Origin of the sequence: Pseudomonas sp. MSSRFD41 (assembly GCF_014230245.1) — a bacterium.
In the GTDB taxonomy this organism is placed as follows: domain Bacteria; phylum Pseudomonadota; class Gammaproteobacteria; order Pseudomonadales; family Pseudomonadaceae; genus Aquipseudomonas; species Aquipseudomonas piscis.
Window position 1 is genome coordinate 112878 of record NZ_JACKZK010000016.1, and the last position, 24601, is coordinate 137478.

The 24601-nt window shown below is 64.3% G+C and carries 21 protein-coding genes; 14 read left to right on the top strand and 7 right to left on the bottom strand.

Features of this window, described 5'->3' with window-relative positions; genetic code table 11:
* Nucleotides 1–101: 101 nt before the first annotated feature.
* The 6 genes from H7A76_RS22380 to gap all read right to left on the bottom strand — a co-directional run bounded on the left by H7A76_RS22380 (nt 102) and on the right by gap (nt 6815).
* Nucleotides 102–503 (bottom strand): YbaN family protein, encoded by a 402-nt coding sequence (locus H7A76_RS22380; protein ID WP_185700516.1) that lies wholly within the window; start codon nt 501–503, stop codon nt 102–104.
* A 113-nt stretch (nt 504–616) separates the two neighbouring features.
* On the bottom strand, nt 617–1225 hold the full coding sequence (locus tag H7A76_RS22385) for a biliverdin-producing heme oxygenase (protein ID WP_185700517.1): 609 nt from the start codon (nt 1223–1225) through the stop codon (nt 617–619).
* 109 nt (nt 1226–1334) lie between these two features.
* Nucleotides 1335–3950: a TonB-dependent receptor gene (locus tag H7A76_RS22390; protein WP_185700518.1), complete on the bottom strand. Its 2616-nt coding sequence runs from the start codon at nt 3948–3950 to the stop codon at nt 1335–1337.
* Between the two features lie 121 nt (nt 3951–4071).
* The gene (locus tag H7A76_RS22395; protein ID WP_185700519.1) at nt 4072–5040 is read right to left on the bottom strand and encodes a FecR family protein; all 969 of its coding nucleotides are present in this window, start codon (nt 5038–5040) and stop codon (nt 4072–4074) included.
* A gap of 114 nt (nt 5041–5154) precedes the next feature.
* Nucleotides 5155–5673: an RNA polymerase sigma factor gene (locus H7A76_RS22400; protein WP_185700520.1), complete on the bottom strand. Its 519-nt coding sequence runs from the start codon at nt 5671–5673 to the stop codon at nt 5155–5157.
* A 137-nt stretch (nt 5674–5810) separates the two neighbouring features.
* Entirely contained in the window at nt 5811–6815 is a 1005-nt protein-coding gene (gap, locus tag H7A76_RS22405; RefSeq protein ID WP_185700521.1) for a type I glyceraldehyde-3-phosphate dehydrogenase, read from the bottom strand.
* Nucleotides 6816–7038: 223 nt separating this feature from the next.
* Here gap and edd point away from each other — a divergent pair, with 223 nt between their 5' ends.
* The 11 genes from edd to H7A76_RS22460 all read left to right on the top strand — a co-directional run bounded on the left by edd (nt 7039) and on the right by H7A76_RS22460 (nt 20431).
* On the top strand, nt 7039–8865 hold the full coding sequence (gene edd, locus H7A76_RS22410; protein ID WP_185700522.1) for a phosphogluconate dehydratase: 1827 nt from the start codon (nt 7039–7041) through the stop codon (nt 8863–8865).
* On the top strand, nt 8862–9812 hold the full coding sequence (locus tag H7A76_RS22415) for a glucokinase (RefSeq protein ID WP_185700523.1): 951 nt from the start codon (nt 8862–8864) through the stop codon (nt 9810–9812). Before edd ends, H7A76_RS22415 begins: the two co-directional genes overlap by 4 nt.
* A gap of 41 nt (nt 9813–9853) precedes the next feature.
* Nucleotides 9854–10582 carry a response regulator gene (locus H7A76_RS22420; protein WP_185700559.1) on the top strand — a complete coding sequence of 243 codons (729 nt, stop codon included), beginning with the start codon at nt 9854–9856 and terminating at the stop codon, nt 10580–10582.
* 31 nt (nt 10583–10613) lie between these two features.
* A complete protein-coding gene (locus tag H7A76_RS22425; RefSeq protein WP_185700560.1) occupies nt 10614–12041 on the top strand; it encodes an ATP-binding protein in 1428 nt (475 codons plus the stop codon).
* 217 nt (nt 12042–12258) lie between these two features.
* A complete protein-coding gene (locus tag H7A76_RS22430; RefSeq protein WP_185700524.1) occupies nt 12259–13518 on the top strand; it encodes an AGE family epimerase/isomerase in 1260 nt (419 codons plus the stop codon).
* 115 nt (nt 13519–13633) lie between these two features.
* Entirely contained in the window at nt 13634–14926 is a 1293-nt protein-coding gene (locus H7A76_RS22435) for an ABC transporter substrate-binding protein (protein WP_185700525.1), read from the top strand.
* Between the two features lie 169 nt (nt 14927–15095).
* Nucleotides 15096–16004: a carbohydrate ABC transporter permease gene (locus H7A76_RS22440; protein WP_185700526.1), complete on the top strand. Its 909-nt coding sequence runs from the start codon at nt 15096–15098 to the stop codon at nt 16002–16004.
* Nucleotides 15997–16842 (top strand): carbohydrate ABC transporter permease, encoded by an 846-nt coding sequence (locus H7A76_RS22445; RefSeq protein ID WP_185700527.1) that lies wholly within the window; start codon nt 15997–15999, stop codon nt 16840–16842. Before H7A76_RS22440 ends, H7A76_RS22445 begins: the two co-directional genes overlap by 8 nt.
* A 3-nt stretch (nt 16843–16845) precedes the next feature.
* On the top strand, nt 16846–18006 hold the full coding sequence (locus H7A76_RS22450) for an ABC transporter ATP-binding protein (RefSeq protein WP_185700528.1): 1161 nt from the start codon (nt 16846–16848) through the stop codon (nt 18004–18006).
* 88 nt (nt 18007–18094) lie between these two features.
* Nucleotides 18095–19444, top strand: coding sequence for a carbohydrate porin (locus H7A76_RS22455; protein WP_185700529.1), 1350 nt, complete (start codon nt 18095–18097; stop codon nt 19442–19444).
* Between the two features lie 132 nt (nt 19445–19576).
* Nucleotides 19577–20431, top strand: a complete 855-nt coding sequence (locus H7A76_RS22460; protein WP_185700530.1) for a D-hexose-6-phosphate mutarotase — start codon at nt 19577–19579, stop codon at nt 20429–20431.
* Nucleotides 20432–20469: 38 nt separating this feature from the next.
* On the opposite strand, the gene hexR is transcribed toward H7A76_RS22460, so the two are convergent.
* On the bottom strand, nt 20470–21330 hold the full coding sequence (gene hexR / locus H7A76_RS22465) for a DNA-binding transcriptional regulator HexR (RefSeq protein ID WP_172681684.1): 861 nt from the start codon (nt 21328–21330) through the stop codon (nt 20470–20472).
* A 300-nt stretch (nt 21331–21630) separates the two neighbouring features.
* Between hexR and zwf the strand changes: the two genes are divergently transcribed.
* The 3 genes from zwf to H7A76_RS22480 are packed head-to-tail and all read left to right on the top strand — an operon-like array spanning nt 21631 to nt 24483.
* On the top strand, nt 21631–23100 hold the full coding sequence (gene zwf / locus H7A76_RS22470; protein WP_185700531.1) for a glucose-6-phosphate dehydrogenase: 1470 nt from the start codon (nt 21631–21633) through the stop codon (nt 23098–23100).
* Nucleotides 23087–23800: a 6-phosphogluconolactonase gene (gene pgl, locus H7A76_RS22475; protein ID WP_185700532.1), complete on the top strand. Its 714-nt coding sequence runs from the start codon at nt 23087–23089 to the stop codon at nt 23798–23800. The genes zwf and pgl overlap by 14 nt, the downstream gene beginning before the upstream one ends.
* A gap of 17 nt (nt 23801–23817) precedes the next feature.
* Nucleotides 23818–24483, top strand: coding sequence for a bifunctional 4-hydroxy-2-oxoglutarate aldolase/2-dehydro-3-deoxy-phosphogluconate aldolase (locus tag H7A76_RS22480; RefSeq protein WP_185700533.1), 666 nt, complete (start codon nt 23818–23820; stop codon nt 24481–24483).
* The last annotated feature ends 118 nt before the right edge of the window (nt 24484–24601 follow it).

Below are 24601 nucleotides of genomic sequence, written 5' to 3' on the forward strand. Positions count from 1 at the left end.
ACATCGGCTCGGGTGGCCTTTGCGTGAGGCGCCGCCGACGAACGGTCATGTCCTTGGCATATATGCCGCGAGGCATAAGGCATAGCCGCCAATAACGGGCTTCAGGAGGCTTGCGGCAGGCTCTCGGGGCGTGACCAGATCCACAGGTTGCCCAGGGTCATGCCGGCGATGGCGGCATACAGGGTCCAGTGGTGATTGAGCAGGCCCAGCATCAGGCCGGCGCACAGCAGCATGCTGACGGTGGCGCTGACCTTGGTCTTGCGGCTGACGATCCGGCCATTGCGCCAGTTGCTCAGGATCGGCCCGAACAGGCGGTGGTTCTCCATCCAGGCGCTGAGCCTTGGCGAGCTCTTGGTGGCGGCCCAGGCGGCCAGGAGGATGAACTCGGTGGTCGGCAGGCCCGGCACCACGATGGCGATCAGGCCGATGGCCAGGCTGACATAGGCCAGCGCGCCGAACAGCAGGCGGGAGATTTTCGAAGCGGGGGGGCGAATGGGGGTCATGGCGTCGATGCTGAGGTAACGCGTGGTACGGCTGATCCGCGAGACGGGCCGCGGCAGAGGATACCGCTGTGGGCCAGGACACTCCACCGTGCCCTGGCCACAGTCGCGGGGGATCAGGCCGGTTGTGCCGCGCTGGAGTAAGCCTGTTCCAGCAGCACGGTGAAGCGATTGAAGGCATCCAGGGCGCCCTTTTCCGCGGCTGCTTCTTCCTCGGCGCTGAACTCCAGGCCGTCGAGGATGCGGGTGAAGGTCTTCCAGCCTTCGGCGCGGCCACCGGCCGGTTCGCCCAGGTGGCGGGCACCGAAGGTTTCGCTCAGGCCCAGGCCCACGGCGCGCTTGATCAGGAACGCGGCGCCAAGCTTGGAGCCCTCGGAAACGAAGATCCAGCCCAGGGCCTCGGCCTTGCTCGGATTGCGCACGGCACCGGCGACCGGCGCCGGTACGTCGGTGTCCAGGTCGGCGAGGTCGGCCTTGGCCGCTTCGGCGCGGCAACGCTGGGCCAGGTCAGGGACGATCGCGATCAGCTCGGGATCGTTGTACAGCTCCACCAGTTCCGACTGGAACAGGTACTGGGCCACCACGAAACGGGCGAAGGCGCCCTGGGTTTCGAAGGGCGCGTGGGCCTTGACCAGGGCATCGAGCTTGGAATGCGGCTCGTGGGTGATCTGGTTCAGGCGCTGGGAGCGCAGGTGATGAGGTTGGGCGCAAGCCTGGGCGGTCATACCGATGTCCTTGAGAATGAGAGGCACTTAGTGACTAGACGAACAAGAAGACGCGACACAGTAAAAAATCCTCACTGCCCTGAATGAAAAAGAGCAGTGAGGGGCAGGGTCAGATATCCCAGACCAGGTTCACCGAGAAGTTACGGCCGGGCATGGTCAGGCGGTCGAGGTTGGCGGGGGCTGTGGCACCAGCTTCGCCGACACCGTCGTAGCCACGTACGTCATCCCAGTTCCAGTATTTCTTGTCGGTGAGGTTGTACAGGCCGGCATTGACGGTCAGGTCGTCGGTGACCTTGTAGAAGCCGGTGAGGTCGAGGATGCCGAAGCCGGGGGTCTTGAACTGGCTGCTGGCGCCATCCGGAGCCTTGAAGGTGGTGCTGTCGACTCGGTCCTTGCGCTTGACCAGGGTCCAGCTCAGCAGCGTGCCATAGTCGTCCTGTTCATAGCCCAGGCCGAACACGCCCTTGAGTGGATTGACGCTGTTGATCGGCTCTCCAGTATCGTTGTTGCGCCCATGGGCGTAAGCCACCGAGCCAATACTGTACAGGCCCTGGGGGGCGCCGAAGGCATCCAGGTTCAAGCGGCCCTTGGCTTCGGCACCCTTGATGGTGGCGCGCTTGATGTTGTTGCTCTGGATGACTGCTGTTTGTTGCGCGCCTGGATTGATCGCGTCTTCGTTGATGAAGTCGCGGTACTGGTTGTAGAACACCGAGATGTCGAAGGAACCGGCGTCGAACTTGCCCCGCAGGCCGGTCTCGATGCCTTTGCTGGTCTCAGGCTTGAGGTTGGAGTTGGGCTCGACCACATAACCGTCTGCGAGGTTCTCGAAACGCCCGTAGAGCGCCTTGGCTGACGGCGTGCGGAAGCCCTCGGCATATTGGCCATAGGCGGTGTAGTGCTTGTCGAAGGCGTAGGTCAGGCCGAACTTGGGCGAGACCCGGTGCCAGGTCTTCTCATCGACATTGACCTGGGTAGTGCCTTTGGGATTGACGGCATTGAGGAACTCTTGGGTCGTATGCGGCTTGAGCTGGATGTAGTCGTAGCGCAGGCCCGGGGTGAAGGTCCAGGCATTCCAACTGATCTGGTCCTGGGCGAACAGCGCGTAGCTATTGATGGTTGGGTCAGGGAAGTCACTGGACTTGTTCAGCACGTCGGCAGTGCTGATGGCTCCAACCCTCGGGCAGCCGCGGCCGACGCTCAGGCAGACACCGTTGCCGGTACGCGAGCCGGTGACTTTCTGGCGCTTGAGCGTAGTGCCGTAGGTCAGTTGGTGATCGGTTTCAGCGATAGCGAACGCCTTGTCCAACTGAGCGTCGAACACCCATTGTTGCTCCTCGTATTTGGTTTCACGGGTACGCAAGACCTTACGAGTAATGGGGTAGTAGAACTCCTCGGTGCCCTGGGTGGTCTTGGCGACCTGATGGTTCAGGCTCCACTTGACGTTGTCCGCCAGGAGGCTGTCCAGGGCGAAATTGTGCTCCAGGCCGAATCGCTCGCGGGTGAGAGTATCGTTGCCCTTGCGCCATTGATACATGCCTCCGGGCAGGATATTGCCGGGAATGGCAGGTTTGCCTTTGTCGAACGGGCCGCCATAGGCGCTTTTCTGGTTGGTATCGCGGTCGTCCTTGTATTTCTCGTAGGTCAGGCCCAGGCGGGCGTCGTCCGCATAGTTCCAGCCCAGCTTGGCCAGCACATTGGTGGTGCGCACATCTTCGGGGTTGGCGGCGGTACGCGCCAGGCCCGTGCCGTGGTTGCCGCCGTAGGATTCGGTTTCGTGGCCATCGCGCCGGCTCAGGTGCAGCAGGCCGTCGAACTCGCCGACCCGACCGGCGAAGCTACCGGACTTGAGCCAGCTTTCGTCCGCCGAGCTATAGCCGGCCTTCAGCCGCGCTCCGAAGTCCTGGCCGGGCTTGATGATGTCGTCGGGGTCCAGGGTGTAGTAGCTGACCGCGCCGCCGATGGCGTTGCTGCCGTACAGCACCGAGGCCGGGCCGCGAAGGATTTCCACGCGCTTGACGATTTCCGGGTCGACGTAGTTGCGGTTGGTCTTGGCGTAGGGGCCGCTGAAGAACTGATTCGGGACTTCGACGCCGTCCACCTGGGTCAGGATCCGGTTGCTGTCGATGCCGCGGATGTTGTAGCCGCTGATACCGGCGCGTTGGCCGGCGCCACCTACCGACACGCCGGGCTCGTAGCGCACCAGGTCCTTGATAGTGGTGACGTTCTGCCGGTCGAGCTCTTCCCGGGTGTGCACGCTCACGGTGCTGGGGACCGAGGTGATGTCCTGTTCCTGGCGGGTGGCACTGATGGTCACTTGCTGCAGGTTCACCGCATTCGGACTGCTGCGCTTTTCCAGCACGATGCTGTTGCTGCCCAACTTGCGATAACTCAGGTGGGTGCCGGCCAGCAGCCGATCCAGGGCTTTCTCCGGCGTCAGCGAGCCGCGTACTCCAGGAGAAACCACGTCCTTGCCCAATTCGGCCGGCAGGCCGACCTGCCAGCCTGTCATCGTGCTGAAGGCGTTGAGCGCCGATACCAGGGGTTGCTGGGCAATGGCGAAGTTGTAGGTGCCCATGCGCTGGCTGGAACTGCCCGGGGTTTGCGCGGCCACAGCGGGCGCAGCATGGGTGCCGGCCAGCAGGATGGCCGCGGTGAGCAGTGACAGGGTGCAGTGATGCAGGCGGGAGTGAGGAACTGGGGATCGGCTGTTGAGGCAAGAAGACATCGAAAGCGCTCCGGGTCGCACGAATCTTTATAGGTGCAGATTCACATGCAAAAATGCGAATCAGTTGCATTGGCTATAACGAGACGTACGGCCCGGGGTTATCGCGTAAAAATAATTGTTCTCAATTGAGAATGACTAGCGCCGGTAGCTCCGACAGCCGCGCCGAGGTGATGTGGGCCAGGGAGCGGACCACATCCAGGGGCTGGTCCAGGCGGTAGTTGCCGGTTACCGCGACATTGGCCAGTTTTTCGTTGTTGTTGACGATCCAGCCGGGATAGTAGCGACGCAGCTCCGCCAGGACCTGGCTCAAGGGGCAGTTCTCGAACACCAGCCGGCCTTCGATCCAGGCCAGGTCCTTGCTGGCATCGAGTTTGGCCGGTTGCTCGAACCCTTGGGGGCCGACGCGTACGCTTTCGCCAGCACTCAGGCGCAGGCGCTGGTCGGCGTGGGTTGCCCGCAGGTCGAGATCCCCGCGTTGTACCTGGACCTGGGCGATACCGTCCAGGTAACGCACGGCAAACGCGGTATCGCGCACGCTGGCACGCACCGGACCGGCGTCCAGCTCCAGGGGCAGTCCGCGATTACCGGGGATCTCGAAGAACGCCTCGCCCTGGTACAGCCGAGCGGTGCGCCGGTGCTCGTCGATATCGCTGGAGAACGCCGAGTTGGTATTGAGCAATACTTGGGAGCCATCCTCGAGTTGCAGGCGCTGGCGCTCGCCCACCAGGGTCAGGTGGTCGGCCTGCAGGCGCAGGGGCAGGTTGCTGAAGCTGAACAATCCAAGGACCAGCACGGCGGCGGTGGCCAGGGGTTTCCAATGTGGGCGCAGGCGGGCCAGGGGCGAGACCTTCGCGGGAGCGGCCAGGGCCAGGGCGGACTGCGCCACTTGCGGGCCATCCCAGATGGCCTGGGCCTTGGCGAAGGCCTGGGCGTTGCGCGGTGACGCCGCCAGCCACTGGTGGAATTGACTCATCTGTTCCTGGGTCGGGTGTTCCAGTTCGATCAGCCAGTCCAGGGCCTGGTCCATGGCCTGGATATTCGGATTCTGGCCGGCAGGGGTGGGGGGCTCGGCGCTGTGAAAGTCCGTCACGGGTGTTCCTCGGCCACGTCTGTGCGCAGCTGTTTTTTCAAGATAGAGCGAAAGCCGGGCAAGGGTAGCAAAAGCCCCGGGGCTGACGCAGTCATTCTGCCTGGTCGTCGAGCCTCATTGGCCTTCGAGGCGTTCGGCGATACCGATGCAGATGGCCATGATCAGTTTCAGTTCCTTTTGTACCGTGCTCGGGGAGACCCCCAGTTCGTCGGCGATTTCCTGATAGCTGTGACCGTGCAGGCGGCTGAGGATGAAGATTCGCTGCTGGCGGGCACTGAGTTGACCCAGGCTGAGGTTCAGGCGTTCCAGCAACTGCTCGGCGTGGGCGGCGTCCTCGGCGCTGCTGAGGGGCGCGGCAACGCTCTCCAGCACCTGGGGCGGTACGTCTTCGAGCAGGGTCCGGTCCTGGATGCGCCGGGCACGCAGGTGGTCGAGCGCCAGGTTGCGGGCGGTCTGGAACACGAAGGGTTCCAGGTGGGTGATGGTGCGCTCGGCCAGCGCCCGGGTCACGCGCAGGTAGGTCTCTTGCAGCAAGTCTTCAGCGGTGCTGTGGTTGTTGACCATCCGCTCCAGCGTGCGTAGCAGGGACGTTCGTTGAGTGAGGAATACATGGTTGAAGTGCGTCTGACTCACAGCAAGGCCTGATCCATTTTTTAGCGGATGATAATGATTGTCATATGCATCCGTGGTCAAGCCTTGTGTGATCCATCCCGTCAGGCAGTGGACACTCTCCTGGCGGGAACCTCTGCCATTGGCCGATGGTCAGCCGATCATTCGGCGTTGCACAGGGCCAGGCAGTTATCCAGCATGCGGTTGGAGAAGCCCCATTCGTTGTCGTACCAGGCCAGGACCTTGAGCAGGCGACCGCCGCTGACCTTGGTGTGGTTGGCGTCGAAGATCGACGACAGCGGGTTGTGGTTGAAGTCACTGGAGACCAGCGGCAGGGTGTTGTAGCCGAGGATCTTCGAATGCTGGCTGGCGCTCTTGAGCAGGGCGTTGACCTCCTCGGCGCTGGTGTCGCGCTTGAGGGTCACGGTCAGGTCCACCAGGGATACATTGATCACCGGCACCCGCACCGCCATGCCGGTCAGCTTGCCGGCCAGCTCCGGCAGCACCAGGCCCACGGCCTCCGCTGCGCCGGTCTTGCTCGGGATCATGTTCTGGGTGCCGGAGCGAGCGCGGTAGGGGTCGGTGTGATAGACGTCGGTGAGGTTCTGGTCATTGGTGTAGGCGTGGATGGTGGTCATCAGGCCGTTCTCGATCCCCAGCTCGCGGTGCAGCACCTGGGCCACCGGGGCCAGGCAGTTGGTGGTGCAGGAGGCGTTGGAGATGATCTGGTGCGACTGGCGCAGGATGTCGTGGTTGACCCCGTAGACCACGGTGGCATCGGCGCCCTTGGCCGGGGCCGAGATGATCACTTTGCGCGCGCCGGCCGTAAGATGGGCAGCGGCCTTGGCCCGGTCGGTGAACAGCCCGGTGCATTCGAACACCACGTCGATCTTTTCCGCGGCCCAGGGCAGCTCGCCCGGGTTGCGGATGGCGCTGACCGCGATGCGGTCGCCGTTGACGGTCAGGCTCTCCTGGTCATGCTGGATATCGGCGTCGAACAGGCCGTGGACAGTGTCGTGCTTGAGCAGGTGGGCATTGATAGCGCTGTCTCCGAGATCGTTGATGGCGACGACCTGCAGGTCCTGGCGATAGCCTTGGGTATAGAGCGCGCGCAGGACGTTGCGGCCGATGCGGCCAAAACCATTGATTGCGATTCGAAGAGTCATGGGTAAGCGCCTGTCGTAGGATTTGTTGTTGGAATTACAAGATTATTCGCATGGAAATAGAAAACAAGCCTTTTTAGTGGCAGTATTTTGTTTTATCTACAACGAGTGACCTGAATCAACTGGTCCGAATGGTCAGGAATTTCCTCCGCTGTCCCCTAGCGGCGGGGCTTTGGACCAGCATAGACAAACAGGTCGCCACATCCGTTAGCCTGGAGTTCTACACATGCATCCCCGCGTTCTTGAGGTCACCGAACGGCTCATCGCCCGTAGTCGCGCCACTCGCCAGGCCTATCTCGCCCTGATTCGCGGTGCGGCCAGCGACGGCCCGCAGCGCGGCAAGCTGCAATGCGCGAACTTCGCCCATGGGGTGGCCGGTTGTGGCGCCGAAGACAAGCACAGCCTGCGGATGATGAACGCGGCCAACGTGGCGATTGTTTCGTCATATAACGACATGTTGTCGGCGCACCAGCCCTACGAGCATTTCCCCGAGTTGATCAAGAAGGCCCTGCGCGAGATCGGTTCGGTGGGCCAGTTCGCCGGCGGCACCCCAGCCATGTGCGACGGCGTGACCCAGGGCGAGGCGGGGATGGAGCTGAGCTTGCCGAGCCGCGAGGTCATTGCGTTGTCCACGGCGGTAGCGCTGTCGCACAACATGTTCGACGCCGCCCTGATGCTCGGCATCTGCGACAAGATCGTCCCGGGCCTGATGATGGGAGCCCTGCGCTTCGGCCACCTGCCGATGATTTTCGTCCCGGGCGGCCCCATGGTCTCGGGGATCTCCAACAAACAGAAGGCCGACGTGCGCCAGCGCTATGCCGAAGGCAAGGCCAGCCGCGAAGAGCTGCTGGAATCGGAGATGAAGTCCTACCACAGCCCGGGCACCTGCACCTTCTATGGCACCGCCAACACCAACCAGTTGCTGATGGAGGTCATGGGCCTGCACTTGCCCGGCGCGTCCTTCGTCAACCCCAACACGCCGTTGCGCGATGCCCTGACCCATGAGGCGGCGCAACAGGTCACCCGCCTGACCCGCCAGAGCGGCGCCTTCACGCCCATTGGTGAAATCGTCGACGAGCGTTGCCTGGTCAACTCCATCGTCGCCCTGCACGCCACCGGCGGCTCCACCAACCACACCCTGCACATGCCGGCCATCGCCCAGGCCGCGGGCATCCAGCTGACCTGGCAGGACATGGCCGACCTCTCCGAGGTGGTGCCGACCCTGTCCCACGTCTATCCCAACGGCAAGGCCGACATCAACCACTTCCAGGCCGCCGGCGGCATGTCGTTCCTGATCCGCGAACTGCTGGAGGCCGGGCTGCTCCACGAAGACGTCAACACCGTGGCCGGCCCGGGCCTGAGCCGCTACACCCAGGAGCCGTTCCTCGACAACGGCAAGCTGGTATGGCGCGACGGTCCGATCGAAAGCCTCGACGAAAGCATCCTGCGCCCGGTGGCCCGGGCCTTCTCGCCGGAAGGCGGGCTGCGGGTCATGGAAGGCAACCTGGGGCGCGGGGTGATGAAGGTCTCCGCCGTGGCCCCCGAGCACCAGGTCGTCGAGGCTCCGGCCATGGTGTTCCAGGACCAGCAGGACCTGGCCGACGCCTTCAAGGCCGGCCAGTTGGAAAAAGACTTCGTGGCCGTGATGCGCTTCCAGGGCCCGCGTTCCAATGGCATGCCCGAGCTGCACAAGATGACCCCTTTCCTCGGGGTGCTGCAGGACCGTGGCTTCAAGGTGGCACTGGTCACCGACGGGCGCATGTCCGGCGCCTCGGGCAAGATCCCAGCGGCCATCCACGTCAGCCCCGAGGCCCAGGTCGGCGGGGCGCTGGCCCGAGTGCGGGATGGCGACATCATTCGCGTGGATGGCATCAAGGGCACCCTGGAGCTTAAGGTGGACGCCGAACAGTTCGCCGCCCGCGAGCCGGCCAAGGGCCTGCTGGGCAACAACGTCGGCACCGGCCGCGAACTCTTCGCCTTCATGCGCATGGCCTTCAGCTCGGCGGAGCAGGGCGCCAGCGCCTTCACTTCTGCCCTGGAGACACTGAATTGAAACTGGCCCTGGTCGGTGACATCGGCGGCACCAACGCCCGGTTCGCGTTGTGGAAAGACCAACAGCTGGACGCGATCCAGGTCCATGCCACGGCGGACTACAGTTGTCCGGAAGATGCCATCAAGGCCTATCTGAAGGAGCAGGGCCTGGCCCTGGGCGCGGTGGGTTCGGTGTGCCTGTCGGTGGCCGGGCCGGTCAGCGGCGACGAGTTCCGCTTCACCAACAATCACTGGCGCCTGGACCGCCAGGCGTTCTGCCAGGCGCTGCAGGTCGAGCGCCTGCTGTTGGTCAACGATTTCTCGGCCATGGCCCTGGGCATGACCCGGCTGCAACCGGATGAATTCCGCGTGGTCTGCGAGGGCGTTGCCGAGCCGCTGCGCCCGGCGGTGGTGATCGGCCCGGGCACCGGCCTGGGGGTGGGCACCCTGCTGAACTTCGGCGATGGCCGCTACATGGCCCTGCCGGGGGAGGGCGGGCATGTCGACCTGCCCTTGAGCAGCCCCCGGGAAACCCAGCTCTGGCAACACATCCACGACGAGATCGGCCATGTCAGCGCCGAGACCGCCCTCAGCGGCGGCGGCCTGCCCCGGGTCTACCGGGCCATCTGCGCAGTGGACGGCCACCAGCCACGGCTGGATACCCCCGAGGCGATCACCGCCGCGGGGTTGGCCGGCGACCCCATCGCCCGCGAGGTGCTGGAGCAGTTCAGTTGCTGGCTGGGCCGGGTGGCGGGCAATAACGTGCTGACCACCGGCGGCCGGGGCGGGGTGTACATCGTCGGCGGGGTGATCCCGCGTTTTGCCGACTTTTTCATCCAGAGCGGCTTCGCCAAGAGCTTTGCCGACAAGGGCTGCATGAGCGATTACTTCAAGGGCATCCCGGTGTGGCTGGTGACCGCGCCCTATTCCGGACTGACCGGCGCCGGGGTGGCCCTGGAACAGGCATAATCGCCCTCCATTCATGACAACGACAAAGGACGGCATGGGTGATATCAGCCAGTAGGTCGATCTTGTTGGTCGACGACGATCAGGAAATCCGCGAGCTGCTGGAGACCTACCTCAGCCGCTGCGGTTTCCAGGTGCGCAGCACCGCCGATGGCGCAGGTTTTCGCCAGGCCCTGAACGAGGCGCCCAGCGACCTGGTGATCCTCGACGTGATGCTGCCCGACGAGGACGGCTTCAGCCTGTGCCGCTGGATTCGCCAGCACCCCAAGCGCGGCCAGGTGCCGATCATCATGCTCACCGCCAGTTCCGACGAGGCCGACCGGGTCATCGGCCTGGAACTGGGGGCCGATGACTACCTGGGCAAGCCGTTCAGCCCCCGTGAGCTGCAGGCGCGGATCAAGGCCCTGCTGCGCCGGGCGCAGTTCGCCCAGGAGCGGGCCGGAGGCGAGGTGTTGTGCTTCGACGAGTGGCGCCTGGATGTGATCAGCCACCGGCTGTTCCACAACGACGGCGAGGAAGTGATCCTCTCCGGCGCCGACTTCGCCCTGCTCAAGCTGTTCCTCGATCATCCCCAGGAAATCCTCGATCGCGACACCATCGGCAATGCCACCCGTGGTCGCGACCTGATGCCCCTGGATCGCATCGTCGACATGGCGGTCAGCCGCTTGCGCCAACGCCTGCGGGACACGGAAAAACCACCGCGGCTGATTCGCACCGTGCGCGGCAGTGGCTACCAGTTGGCGGCCAATGTGGTAGCTGGCAGTGCTCGCTGAAACCCTCAAGGGCTGCCTGCAACGGGTGCCCATGCCGCGTTCGCTGCTGGGCCGGATGCTGTTGCTGACCCTGCTGGTGGTGCTGCTGGCCCAGGCCCTGTCCAGCGTGATCTGGGTCTCGCAGTTGCGTGCCACCCAGCTCGAGGGCCTGGTGACCAGCGCCCGCAGCCTGGCCCATTCGATGACCGCCAGCGTCAGTTACCTGCGTTCGCTGCCGGTGGCCTATCGGCCGCTGGTACTCGACCAGTTGCGCAGCATGGGCGGTACGCGTTTTGTCGTGACCCTCAACGACAAGCCGCTGGACATGCAGGTGTTGCCGGCCACGCCGCGCAAGGAGGCGGTACTGCGGGCGGTGGAGCAGGTGTTGCGCCAGTCCCTGGGCAACGATGCGGACATCTCCGTGACCTTCGTACGGCCCGACGACCTGCGGATCTTCAACGGTGGCTTGAAGCTCGACGAGCTGCCACGGTCCTGGGCCCACTACGCCCTGACCCTGGAACCGGTGAACCCGCCGGTGCTGGTGACCCAGATCCAGATGGCCCCGGGCGAGTGGCTGTACATCGCTTCATTGCTGCCCGAGCCCTACACCAGCCTCGAAGAGCAGGGCCTGCCGGCACAGCAGGTGTGGTTCATCCTGCTGACCAGCTGCTTCCTGTTGTTGTTCATCGGCCTGCTGGTGCACTGGCAGAGCCGGCCCCTCAAGCGCCTGGCCCGGGCCGCTCGCGAGTTGTCCCTGGGCGCCGATGTGCAGCCGGTGGCGCCGGGCGGCGGCAGTGAGGTGGTGGAAGTGGCGAGGGCCTTCAACAGCATGCGCGAGCGCATCAGCCGCTACCTGACCGAGCGCAGCCAGTTGTTCAGCGCCATCTCCCATGACTTGCGCACTCCCATCACCCGCCTGCGGTTGCGGGTGGAACTGCTGGAGGATGAACAACTGCAAGCCAAGTTCGGCCGCGACCTCGATGAGCTGGAGCTGCTGGTCAAGGGCGCATTGCAATGCGTCAAGGACACCGACATCCACGAGAACATCGAGCCGGTGGACTTGAACCAGGTGCTCGACTGCCTGGTGGAGCCTTACCTGGCGCCCGCCGGCAATGGCCGGGTGACCCAGCAGGGACGGGCCCTGGCCAGCTACCCGGGCAAGCCCCTGGCGCTCAAGCGCTGCATGGGCAACCTGATCGACAACGCCCTGAAATATGGGCAGAACGCCCACCTGCATATCGAGGATGACGCCGACGCCTTCATCCTGCACGTGGACGACGAGGGCCCCGGCGTGCCCCAGCAGCGGCTGGAGCAGGTCTTCGAGCCGCACTTCCGCCTGGCCGGCCAGCAGCAGGGTTACGGCCTGGGGCTGGGCATCGCACGCAACATCGCCCATAGCCATGGCGGGGAAGTCAGCTTGCAGAACCTGCGCGAGGGCGGCCTGCGGGTGACCTTGTACCTGCCGCGTTTCGCGGACTGAACAACTCTTCTTCTCCTGTAGCAGCGAGGCTTACCTGGTACCTGGAAAGCGTCCTGCCTGACACGGCGCGTTATCGTGCATCGCGAGCAAACTTAGCGCCTACCGGCGTCCGCTGGTTTGTCACGACCTGGTGACATTTGCCGTGTCCTTCGTTACCTGGGGCCAACCTTGGCTTGATTAGACTCAAGCCTTCGACAAGAACAACAACAGGTCGTCCATGGAACCTCTTTCCCTGCCGTTCAGCAGTTGGCTGAACGCTCCCGCACACCACAGCTGGCTGGCCGCCGAGGGCTTGCGGCTGCTGGATTTCGCCAAGGCCTCGCGGCTTGCCGAGGGCTTCGGCAACCTGGATGCCCGGGGCTGCCTGCCTGCCGGCGCCCGGGCCGAAACCATGAATACCGCGCGCATGACCCACAGCTTCGCCATGGCCCATATCCAGGGGCTGCCTGGCTTTGCCGAATTGGTGGACCACGGCGTCGCGGCGCTCTCAGGTCCGCTGCGTGATGCCGAGCATGGCGGCTGGTTCGCGGTGGCCGGGCAGGCCGACGGCAATGGCGGCAAGGCAGCCTACCTGCATGCCTTCGTCGCCCTGGCCGCCAGTTCCGCGGTGGTGGCCCGGCGCCCGGGGGCCGAGGCCTTGCTGGAGCAGGCGGTCGGCGTGATCGAGGAGCATTTCTGGAGCGAGCAGGAGGGCGCGATGATCGAGTCCTTCAGCCGCGACTGGAGCGAACAGGAGGCCTATCGCGGGGCCAATAGCAACATGCACGCCACCGAGGCCTTTCTCGCCCTGGCCGACGTCACCCAGGACCCGCGCTGGCTCAGTCGCGCCCTGCGCATCGCCGAGCGCTTGATCCACGTCCATGCGGCGGCCAACGACTTCATGGTGGTCGAGCACTTCGACCTGGATTGGCAGCCCTTGCGCGATTACAACCGGGAGTGTCCCGCCGATGGTTTTCGCCCCTTCGGTACCACGCCGGGCCACGGATTCGAGTGGGCGCGGCTGTTGCTGCACCTGGAAGCCGCGCGGGGCCAGGCCGGAATGCTGACCCCTGGCTGGCTGGTGCTGGATGCCCAGCGCCTGTTCGACAGCAACTGCCGTCACGGCTGGAACGTGGATGGCGCCCCGGGCATCGTCTACACCCTGGACTGGGGCAACCGCCCGGTGGTGCGCCAGCGCCTGCACTGGACCCACGCCGAAGCCAGCGCCGCCGCCAGTGCCTTGCTCAGGCGTACCGCAGAGGAGCGCTACGAAACCTGGTACCGGGTTTTCTGGGAGTTCTGCCAGGCGCATTTCATCGACCGCGAGTTCGGCAGCTGGCACCACGAACTGGGCCTGGACAACCGCCCTGCGGCAGAAATCTGGGGCGGCAAGCCGGACCTTTATCACGCCTGGCAGGCCGTGCTGATTCCGCGCCTGCCCCTGGCGCCGAGCATGGCCACGGCCCTGGCCGACATGTCTGCCCCGGGGGCTGTGTAACCATGCGGTGACATTTCCCCATCGCTTCGTTACTCGGGCGCTGGGCTAGTCTGTTTAGACTCGTTTGCAGCGCAAGCACCAGACTTGCATGATAACAACAAGAAAGGTACTTCAGATGAATGCGATTTCTCGCCTCGCCACTGTCATTTCCCTTGCCTCCCTGTTTCCCCTGAGTGCCCTGGCCGCCGACTCCAAAGGTTCCGTGGAAGTGGTCCATTGGTGGACGTCCGGTGGTGAAAAGGCTGCGGTCGATGTGCTCAAGGCCCAGGTGGAGAAAGACGGTTTCACCTGGAAGGACGGCGCCGTGGCCGGCGGTGGCGGTTCCACCGCGATGACCGTGCTCAAGAGCCGCGCCGTGGCCGGCAACCCACCCGGTGTGGCACAGATCAAGGGCCCGGACATCCAGGAATGGGGCAGCACCGGCCTGCTCAGCACCGATACCCTCAAGGACGTGGCCAAGAGCGAGAATTGGGACGGCCTGCTTTCGCCCAAGGTGGCCAATACCGTCAAGTACGAAGGGGACTACGTCGCCGTGCCGGTGAACATCCACCGGGTCAACTGGCTGTGGATCAACCCCGAGGTGTTCAAGAAGGCCGGGATCGCCAAGGCGCCCACCACCCTCGAAGAATTCTATGCCGCCGGCGACAAGCTCAAGGCCGCCGGCTTCATCGCCCTGGCCCACGGTGGCCAGCCCTGGCAGGACAGCACTGTATTCGAAGACGTGGTGCTCTCGGTGATGGGCGCCGAAGGCTACAAGAAGGCCCTGGTGGACCTGGACCAGAAGACCCTGGCAGGCCCGGAGATGACCAAGGCCTTCGCCGAGCTGAAGAAGCTCTCCGGCTACATGGACCCCAACCGTGCCGGGCGTGACTGGAACATCGCCGCCGCCGACGTGATCAACGGCAAGGCCGGGATGCAGATGATGGGCGACTGGGCCAAGAGCGAATGGACCGCGGCCAAGAAAGTCGCCGGCAAGGATTACCAGTGCGTGCCGTTCCCGGGCACCGACAAGGCTTTCACCTACAACATCGACTCCCTGGCCGTGTTCAAGCTCAAGGCCGATCGCAAGGGCGATATCGCCGCCCAGCAGGACCTGGCCAAGGTCGCCCTGGGCAAGGACTTCCAGAAGGTCTTCAGCATCAACAAGGGCTCGATCCCGGTGCGCACCGACATGCTCAACGCCATGGACGCCGAAGGTTTCGACTCCTGCGCCCAGGCCGCCGCCAAGGACTTCCTGGCGGATGAGAAGACCGGTGGGCTGCAGCCGAGCATGGCGCACAACATGGCCACGTCCCTGGCGGTGCAGGGCGCGATCTTCGATGTGGTGACCAACTTCATGAACGACAAGGATGCGGACCCGGCCAAGGCCAGTGCGCAACTGGCGTCGGCGGTCAAGGCCGCGCAGTAAGGTCCGGGCCGCAGGCATGCCTGCGGCCATTCCCGAAACGCTCTCCCTCGCAGGAGCGAGGCTGGCCCGCGAAGGCGGTGCGTCGGTGGGCATCGATTTACCTGTCGATGTCCATCCGCCGGCGAGCCTCGCTCCTGCGGACACTCACTTCTTCAACTGGATTTCTCCGATGAGCTCTGTGGCGGTTTTCAGCAAAGCCTCGCCGTTGGATGCCTTGCAGCGCTGGTTGCCCAAGCTGGTGCTGGCGCCGAGCATGGTGATCGTGCTGGTGGGTTTCTATGGCTACATCCTCTGGACCTTCATTCTGTCCTTCACCAATTCCAGCTTCATGCCGAGCTACAAGTGGGTCGGCCTGCAGCAATACCTGCGGCTGATGGACAACGACCGCTGGTGGGTGGCGAGCAAGAACCTGGCCGTGTTCGGCGGCTTGTTCATCGGCATCAGCCTGGTGCTGGGGGTGTTCCTGGCGGTGTTGCTGGACCAGCGCATCCGCCGCGAGGGCTTCATCCGCACCGTCTACCTGTACCCCATGGCGTTGTCGATGATCGTCACCGGCACCGCCTGGAAATGGCTGCTCAATCCCGGCCTGGGCCTGGACAAGATGCTGCGCGACTGGGGCTGGGAAGGCTTTCGCCTGGACTGGCTGGTGGACCAGGATCGCGTGGTCTACTGCCTGGTGATCGCCGCCGTATGGCAGGCCTCGGGTTTCGTCATGGCGATGTTCCTGGCCGGCCTGCGGGGTGTCGACCAGTCGATCATCCGTGCGGCCCAGGTGGACGGCGCCAGCCTGCCGACCATCTACCTGAAGATCGTCCTGCCGAGCCTGCGCCCGGTGTTCTTCAGCGCCTTCATGATCCTGGCCCATATCGCGATCAAGAGCTTCGACCTGGTGGCGGCGATGACCGCCGGCGGCCCTGGCTACTCTTCCGACCTGCCGGCGATGTTCATGTACTCCTTCACCTTCAGCCGTGGCCAGATGGGCATCGGTTCGGCCAGCGCCATGCTGATGCTGGGCGCGGTGCTGACCATCCTGGTGCCGTACCTGTATTCCGAATTGCGGGGCAAGCGCCATGACTGATTCGTTCGCCAGGCCGCGCCTGAATTTCAGCCGGATCGCCATCTACGCCACGCTGCTGCTGGCGGCGGCGGTGTACCTGGTGCCGCTGGTGGTGATGCTGCTCACCAGCTTCAAGTCCCCTGAGGACATCCGTACCGGCAACCTTTTGAGCTGGCCCCAGGTGGTCGATGGCATCGGCTGGATCAAGGCCTGGGACACCGTGGGTGGCTATTTCTGGAACTCGGTGAAGATCACCGTGCCGGCGGTGCTGATCTCCACCCTGATCGGCGCGCTGAACGGCTATGTGCTGTCGATGTGGCGCTTTCGCGGTTCGCAGCTGTTCTTCGGCCTGTTGCTGTTCGGCTGCTTCCTGCCGTTCCAGACCGTGCTGCTGCCGGCCTCGTTCACCCTTGGCCGGTTCGGCCTGGCCAACACCACCACCGGCCTGGTGCTGGTGCACGTGGTCTACGGCCTGGCCTTCACCACGCTGTTCTTTCGCAACTACTACGTCAGCGTGCCGGATGCCCTGGTCAAGGCTGCGCGCCTGGATGGCGCGGGGTTCTTCACCATCTTCGGCAAGATCCTGCTGCCGATGTCGGTGCCGATCATCATGGTCTGCCTGATCTGGCAGTTCACGCAGATCTGGAACGACTTCTTGTTCGGCGTGGTGTTCGCCAGTGGCGACGCGCAACCGATCACCGTGGCCCTGAACAACCTGGTCAACACCAGTACCGGGGCCAAGGAATACAACGTTGATATGGCGGCGGCGATGATCGCGGGGCTGCCGACACTGCTGGTGTACATCTTCGCCGGCAAGTATTTCCTGCGCGGGCTGACGTCCGGCGCGGTCAAGGGGTAAGGCATGGCAACTCTCGAATTACGCAACGTCAACAAGACCTACGGTGCCGGCCTGCCGGACACCTTGAAGAACATCGAGCTGAAGATCGACGACGGCGAGTTCCTGATCCTCGTCGGCCCCTCGGGGTGCGGCAAGTCGACCCTGATGAACTGCATCGCTGGCCTGGAGACCATCAGCGGTGGGGCGATCCTGGTGGATGATTCCGACATCAGCGGCATGAGCCCCAAGGACCGGGACATCGCCATGGTGTTCCAGTCCTACGCGCTGTACCCGACCATGAGCGTGCGCGACAACATCGCCTTCGGCCTGAAGATCCGCAAGATGCCCGCCGCCGAGATCGATACCGAGGTGGCGCGGGTGGCCAAGCTGCTGCAGATCGAGCACCTGCTGGCGCGCAAGCCGGGCCAGCTCTCCGGTGGCCAGCAGCAGCGGGTGGCCATGGGCCGGGCCCTGGCGCGGCGGCCGAAGATCTATCTGTTCGACGAGCCGCTGTCCAACCTCGACGCCAAGCTGCGGGTCGAGATGCGTACCGAAATGAAGTTGATGCACCAGCGCCTGAAGACCACCACGGTGTATGTCACCCACGACCAGATCGAGGCCATGACTTTGGGGGACAAGGTGGCGGTGATGAAGGACGGGATCATCCAGCAATTCGGGACTCCGCAGCAGATCTACAACGATCCGGCCAACCTGTTCGTGGCAAGCTTCATCGGCTCGCCACCGATGAACTTCATTCCCCTGCGCCTGCAACGCCAGGACGGCCAGTGGCTGGCCCTGCTGGACAGTGGCCAGGCCCGCTGCGAGCTGCCGTTGGGGCCGCGTGACGCCGGGCTCGAGGAGCGCGAGGTGATCCTGGGCATTCGTCCGGAGCAGATCGCCCTGGCGCCCGCCGAGGCCAACGGCCTGCCGAGCATCCGCGCCGAGGTCGAGGTGGTGGAGCCCACCGGGCCCGATACCCTGGTATTCGTCACCCTCAACGGCACCAAGGTCTGCTGCCGCCTGGCCCCGGACCAGGCGCCCGCGGCCGGGCAGAACCTGACCTTGCAGTTCGACCCGGCCCGGGTCCTGTTGTTCGATGCCCAGAGCGGCGAGCGCCTGGGCGCGGCCGGCCCTGCCATGGCCCAGGGCCACGGCGGCAATGTGGCGCAATTCAAGGGGCGATGAATTCGGGGCGGATGGCCTGTCATCCGTCGCAGGAACTGTAAACCGCGTTGGATAAACCGTTAATAACAATAAAGACGAGGATGTAGGGATGAAGAAGCAACACGGCAATACCCGCCTGCTCTGCCAGCTGTCGGCGGTGGCGGCGCTGGTCCTGTCCGGCCAGGCCATGGCCGACGAAGCGTTCGGCGCCAACTCGAAGTGGATGACCGGTGACTGGGGCGGGACCCGCACCAAGCTGCTGGAGCAGGGGATCGACATCAAGGCCGACTACGTCGCGGAGATGGGCGCCAACCTCCATGGTGGCTACAACGACGACAAGACCGGGCGCTACAGCGACCAGTTCGGCCTGGGCGTGGCGTTCGACCTGCAGAAGCTTTTGGGCTGGGACAACACCCAGGCCAAGATCCAGCTGACCAACCGTAATGGCCAGAACATCTCCAACGATCGCGTCGGCGATCCCCGGGCCGGCACCTTGAGTTCCTCCCAGGAGGTCTACGGCCGCGGGCACATGGTGCGCTTGACCCAACTGTGGATCCAGCACCAATTCCTGGACGGCAAGCTGGACGTCAAGGCCGGTTATTTCGGCGAGGGCGAGGACTTCAACACCTTCCCCTGCGAGTTCCAGAACCTGGCCTTCTGTGGTTCCCAGGTGGGCAACTGGGCGACCAACATCTGGTACAACTGGCCGGTCAGCCAGGCGGCGTTGCGCATCAAGTACCACATCACCCCCGAGTTCTATGCGCAGATCGGCGCCTACAACCAGAACCCGTCGCAAACCGAGCACGGCAACGGCTTCAAGCTCAGCGGCAGCGGCACCAAGGGCACCGTGCTGCCGGTAGAACTGGTGTGGTCGCCGAAGGTCAACAACCTGCCAGGCGAGTACCGGGTGGGTTACTACAAGAGCACCGCCAAGGCCAATGACGTACGCGAGGACGTCAATGGCCAGGATGCCGCCAGCACCGGTAGCGCCTACCGCGTGCACAACAGCAAGCACGGCTACTGGTTCGTCGCCCAGCAGCAGCTCACCAGCCATAACGGCGACGCCTCGCGTGGCCTGAACATCGCCGCCAACGCTACTTTTCATGACAAGGACACCAACGTCGTCGACAACTACCAGTCGCTGATGTTCGTCTACAAGGGGCCGTTCGATGCCCGGCCAAAGGATGACGTGGGCATCGGTTTCGCCCGCATTCATGTCAACGACGACGTGAAGAAGAACGCCCAGCTGGCCAACGCCGCCATCGGTGTGAGCGACTACGACAATCCGCTGTACTCGCCCCTGCGCGAGACCGAGTACAACTACGAGCTCAACTACGGTTTCCATGTGACCGACTGGCTGACCGTGCGGCCGAACCTGCAATACATCACCCATCCGGGCGGTGTGGACCAGGTCGACAACGCCCTGGTGGCCGGCCTGAAAATTCAGTCGGTGTTCTGACGCTGTTGCGATAAGCTCCTTTCTCTGTGCGCATATTGCGGATGGCCTTGGCTATCCGCTTTTTTTTGCCAGGCGCTCTCGCGACAGCCGCCAGCTGTACGACCACCACCATGATTTTCAGGACCGCGGCACATGCATGAGCATCCCCTGCAACGTTTTTTCAAGACCCTGCGCGAGCGCCCGGTGTTTGCCTGGGAGCGCTACCAGATGCGCGATGTGCTGGTGATCGACCATCCGCTGTGCCAGGCGGTATTCAGCCGCCAGGGCGCGCAGCTCCTGCACTTCCAGCCCGCCGGGGAAAAACCCTGGCTCTGGTGCGCGGCGAAGTGGCCGCAGGTGGGGGCGATCCGGGGTGGGGTGCCGGTGTGCTGGCCCTGGTATGGCCGTCATCCAAGCGAGAATGCCTGGCCGTCCCATGGCTGGGCGCGCTTGCTGGACTGGAAGCTGCTGGACAGCGACAGCGATGACGACGGTGTGCGCCTGCATTGGCAATTGCAGCTGTGCGACTGGAAGGTCGAGCTGCATGCGCACCTGGGCCGGGGCATGGATCTGCGCTTGAGCACCGAGCACCAGGACAGCGAACCCTGCCAGTTGAGCCAGGCCTTGCACGCCTACTGGCGTATTGGCGACGTTGGTGAGGTAGCGCTGTCTGGGCTCGATGGCGCCGAGGGCTACGATCATTTGAATCGCCAGGCCTGCCGGCAACAGGGCGAATTGCGGGTCGACGGCGGCTGCCAGCGGGTGTTCCAGCACGAGGGCGAGTTGCAGATCGAGGACCGCGCCTGGCAACGCGCGCTGCGCATCGATACCGGCGAGGACGCCGACACCGTGGTCTGGCATCCCGGTACCCGGCCACTGCTGGGGGTGAGTTGGAGCGAGGTGTCGCGTTTCGTCTGTGTCGAGGCGGCTGCCGGCGGCACCGACAGCCTGCGGCTGGCACCGGGGGAGCGGGCCCACCTAAGCCTGCAGGCGCGCGCGGCGGGGTAGGGCAAAGAGGCTCCCGCGGGTCGCGGGAGCCTGTGGCTTCAGTCGAGCTCGTCGCCTGCCGGGTAGCGGCTGGCGTTGAGGCTTTCCTTGATCTTGCGCAGGTGCGGCTGGAAGTCCACGCCACGGCGCAGGGTCATGCCGGTGGCCAGGACATCGAGCACCGTGAGCTGGATGATCCGCGAGGTCATGGGCATGTAGATATCGGTGTCTTCCGGCAGTGGCAGGTGCACGCTCAGGCTGCATGCCTTGGCCAGCGGCGAGCCGGCGGCGGTGATGCCCAGCACCGAGGCGCCGTTCTCCCGAGCCTGGCGCGCGACCTCCACCAATTCGCGGGTGCGGCCGGTGTAGGAGATGATCACGAACAGGTCGCCGGTGTGCGCCACCGAGGCGAGCATGCGCTGCATCAGTACGTCGGGGTGGGCCGACACCGCCAGGTTGAAGCGGAAGAACTTGTGCTGGGCGTCCATGGCCACCGGAGCCGAGGCGCCGAGGCCGAAGAAGTGGATCTGCCGGGCCTGGATCATCATGTCCACGGCGCGGCTGACCTGCTGCGGGTCGATCTGCTGGCAGGCGCTGTCCAGCGAGGCGATGGCGCTGGCGAAGATCTTCTGGGTGTAGGCTGCCGGGTCATCGTCGGCTTCCACCGCACGGCTGACGTACGCAGCGCCGCTGGCCAGGCTCTGGGCCAGTTGCAGCTTGAGTTCCGGGTAGCCGCTGACGCCGAACGAACGGCAGAAGCGGTTGACCGTCGGTTCGCTGACCGACGCGGCCTGGGCCAGGGCGGCGATGCTGAAGCGGGTGGCCTGCTGCGGGTTGAGCAGGATGACTTCGGCGACTTTGCGTTCCGCCTTGTTCAATTCTTCAAGGCGGTTCTGGATCTGCTCCAGTAGATTTCGCACTCGGTCCATTCAGGTTTCCTAGATCGGCTAGACAGGTGAAACGGGGAAGCCGGGAGGCGGTCAATCCGGGAAGGGCGTTGGCGATCGTGATGCCGCCGGGGTCCCGGGATTACGCTGCGTGCCGGGCTCGCCGCGCCTGCAATGCGAAGTTGAAAGGTGGCCTATCGTACTGGTGGCCCGGAATGAGGACCACCTGGAATCGATATTTTGTGAAGATGTTGTGTTTATTACTACATTTTCCCTTGAGTGATGCCTTGAAAAAAGGTATTTGTAGCTTAACTTGATAAAAGAACAAACATCATGCCTTCGATAACGGTTGAACCCTGCACCTTTGCCTTGTTCGGCGCGCTGGGCGATCTGGCGCTGCGTAAGCTGTTTCCTGCCTTGTACCAGCTCGATGCCGCCGGCCTCTTGCATGAGGACACACGGATCCTGGCCCTGGCTCGCGAGCCGGGCAGCGAGCAGGAACACCTGGCCAATATCGAGGCTGAGTTGCACAGGTACGTCGGCGCCCATGACATCGACGCCGCCGTGTTGAAGGGATTCCTGGCCCGCCTGAGCTACCTGCATGTGGATTTCCTCAAGGCCGAGGACTACGTGGCCCTGGCCGAGCGGGTCGGCAGCGAGCAGCGCCTGATCGCCTATTTCGCCACGCCGGCGGCGGTGTACGGGGCGATCTGCGAGAACCTGTCGCGGGTCGGGCTCAACCAGCACACCCGGGTGGTCCTGGAAAAACCCATCGGCTCGGACCTGGATTCCTCGCGCAAGGTCAACGATGCCGTGGCGCAGTTCTTCCCGGAGAACCGCATCTACCGGATCGACCACTACCTGGGCAAGGAAACGGTACAGAACCTGATCGCCCTGCGTTTCGCCAACAGCCTGTTCGAAACCCAGTGGAACCAGAACTACATCTCCCACGTGGAAATCACCGTGGCCGAGAAGGTCGGCATCGAAGGCCGCTGGGGCTATTTCGACAAGGCCGGCCAGCTGCGGGACATGATCCAGAACCACTTGCTGCAATTGCTCTGCCTGATCGCCATGGACCCGCCGGCCGACCTCTCGGCCGACAGCATCCGCGATGAGAAGGTCAAGGTGCTCAAGGCCCTGGCGCCCATCAGCCCAGAAGGCCTGACCACCCAGGTGGTACGTGGCCAGTACATCGCCGGCCACAGCGAGGGCCAATCGGTACCTGGCTACCTGGAGGAAGAAAACTCCAACACCCAGAGCGATACCGAGACCTTCGTCGCCCTGCGTGTGGATATCCGCAACTGGCGCTGGGCCGGGGTGCCGTTCTACCTGCGCACCGGCAAGCGCATGCCGCAGAAACTGTCGCAGATCGTCATCCACTTCAAGGAACCCTCGCACTACATCTTCGCCCCCGAGCAGCGCCTGCAGATCAGCAACAAGCTGATCATCCGCCTGCAACCGGACGAAGGCATCTCGTTGCGGGTGATGACCAAGGAGCAGGGCCTGGACAAGGGCATGCAACTGCGCAGCGGTCCGTTGCAGCTGAATTTTTCCGATACCTATCGCAGCGCGCGGATTCCCGACGCCTACGAGCGCTTGTTGCTGGAAGTGATGCGCGGCAACCAGAACCTGTTTGTGCGCAAAGATGAAATCGAAGCCGCGTGGAAGTGGTGCGACCAGTTGATCGCCGGCTGGAAGAAGTCCGGTGATGCACCCAAGCCCTATGCGGCCGGGTCCTGGGGGCCAATGAGTTCCATTGCACTGATCACGCGGGATGGGAGGTCGTGGTATGGCGATATCTGATTTGCAATTGCCGGCGGGCGTGCGCGCCCACGAATTTCGCAGCTCGACCCTGCTGGCTGCGGGCCTGGCCCTGAAGGTCGCCGAACAACTGCGCGAGGCCATTGCCGCCCGGGGCCAGGCAAGCCTGGTGGTTTCCGGTGGCCGCAGCCCTGTGGCGTTCTTCCAGGCCCTGGTCAAGCAGGAGCTGGACTGGTCCAAGGTGCTGATCAGCCTGGCCGACGAGCGCTGGGTTCCGGTGGAGCATGCCGATAGCAACGCCGGCCTGCTCAAGCAGCACTTGCTGGTGGGGCCGGTGGCCAAGGCGCGTTTCCTTGGTCTCTATAGCGCCGCGGCCAGCCTGGAAGAAGCCGCCCGGCAAGCCGACGAGGCCCTGGCGCAGTTGCCCGGGATCGATGTGCTGGTGCTGGGCATGGGCGATGACGGGCATACGGCCTCGCTGTTCCCTGGCAGCCCGAACCTGGCCGAGGCGCTCGAACCCGCTGGCAGCCGCCGGTGCTGGCCGATGCTGGCGCCTACCGTGCCCCGTCAGCGCCTGAGCATGAGCCGGGCCCTGCTGGCGTCGGCCCGTAGCAGCCTGCTGTCGATTTCCGGTCAGTCCAAGCTGACCACCCTGGGTGCCGCACTGGCTGGCGACGTGGTCGCCGACATGCCGATTCGCGCCTTCCTGCAAACCCCGTTAGAGATTTACTGGTGCCCATGAGCCAAGGATCAGCCGCGATGACAAACCTCCCTCCGACCGTTTCCATGGCGGACAAAGTAGCCCTGCTCGACAGCCTCTGCGCCAAGGCGCGGATCCTGCCGGTGATCACCATCGCCCGTGAGCAGGACGTGCTGCCGCTGGCCGATGCCCTGGCCGCGGGCGGCCTGACGGCCCTGGAAGTCACCCTGCGTTCGCAGTTCGGCCTCAAGGCCATCCAGATCCTGCGTGAGCAGCGCCCGGAGCTGGTGACCGGCGCCGGCACCGTGCTCGACCCGCAGATGCTGGCGGCGGCGGAGGCGGCGGGTTCGCAGTTCATCGTCACCCCGGGCATCACCCGCGAGCTGCTGCAAGCCAGCGTCGCCAGCCCGATCCCGCTGTTGCCGGGAATCAGCAACGCCTCCGGGATCATGGAGGGGTATGCCCTGGGTTATCGCCGCTTCAAGCTGTTCCCGTCTGAGGTCAGCGGTGGCGTGGCGGCGATCAAGGCCTTGGGTGGCCCGTTCGGCGAGGTCAAGTTCTGCCCTACCGGCGGTGTCGGCCCGGCCAATATCAAGAGCTACATGGCGTTGAAGAACGTGATGTGCGTGGGCGGTAGCTGGATGCTCGATCCGCAGTGGATCAAGGACGGCGACTGGGCCCGTATCCAGGAGTGCACGGCGCAGGCCCTGGCCCTGCTGGACTGAAGCTCCAATCCTATTCGTTGGTGTGTTCTACGGCTTTATGGTGCGCTTGGTCGGCGCACCTTTTTTTTGCCCGGAAAAAAGTGCCGACCTGAACTCCCCGTAACCGCTGGCGCAATGG

Coding starts and splice junctions, on each gene's coding strand:
- pgl (WP_185700532.1), top strand. CDS start 23,087: ATGGCGATATCTGATTTGCAATTGCCGGCGGGCGTGCGCGCCCACGAA.
- H7A76_RS22445 (WP_185700527.1), top strand. CDS start 15,997: ATGACTGATTCGTTCGCCAGGCCGCGCCTGAATTTCAGCCGGATCGCC.
- H7A76_RS22455 (WP_185700529.1), top strand. CDS start 18,095: ATGAAGAAGCAACACGGCAATACCCGCCTGCTCTGCCAGCTGTCGGCG.
- zwf (WP_185700531.1), top strand. CDS start 21,631: ATGCCTTCGATAACGGTTGAACCCTGCACCTTTGCCTTGTTCGGCGCG.
- H7A76_RS22430 (WP_185700524.1), top strand. CDS start 12,259: ATGGAACCTCTTTCCCTGCCGTTCAGCAGTTGGCTGAACGCTCCCGCA.
- H7A76_RS22450 (WP_185700528.1), top strand. CDS start 16,846: ATGGCAACTCTCGAATTACGCAACGTCAACAAGACCTACGGTGCCGGC.
- H7A76_RS22380 (WP_185700516.1), bottom strand. CDS start 503: ATGACCCCCATTCGCCCCCCCGCTTCGAAAATCTCCCGCCTGCTGTTC.
- H7A76_RS22435 (WP_185700525.1), top strand. CDS start 13,634: ATGAATGCGATTTCTCGCCTCGCCACTGTCATTTCCCTTGCCTCCCTG.
- gap (WP_185700521.1), bottom strand. CDS start 6,815: ATGACTCTTCGAATCGCAATCAATGGTTTTGGCCGCATCGGCCGCAAC.
- H7A76_RS22385 (WP_185700517.1), bottom strand. CDS start 1,225: ATGACCGCCCAGGCTTGCGCCCAACCTCATCACCTGCGCTCCCAGCGC.
- edd (WP_185700522.1), top strand. CDS start 7,039: ATGCATCCCCGCGTTCTTGAGGTCACCGAACGGCTCATCGCCCGTAGT.
- H7A76_RS22480 (WP_185700533.1), top strand. CDS start 23,818: ATGACAAACCTCCCTCCGACCGTTTCCATGGCGGACAAAGTAGCCCTG.
- H7A76_RS22425 (WP_185700560.1), top strand. CDS start 10,614: ATGCCGCGTTCGCTGCTGGGCCGGATGCTGTTGCTGACCCTGCTGGTG.
- H7A76_RS22460 (WP_185700530.1), top strand. CDS start 19,577: ATGCATGAGCATCCCCTGCAACGTTTTTTCAAGACCCTGCGCGAGCGC.
- H7A76_RS22390 (WP_185700518.1), bottom strand. CDS start 3,950: ATGTCTTCTTGCCTCAACAGCCGATCCCCAGTTCCTCACTCCCGCCTG.
- H7A76_RS22440 (WP_185700526.1), top strand. CDS start 15,096: ATGAGCTCTGTGGCGGTTTTCAGCAAAGCCTCGCCGTTGGATGCCTTG.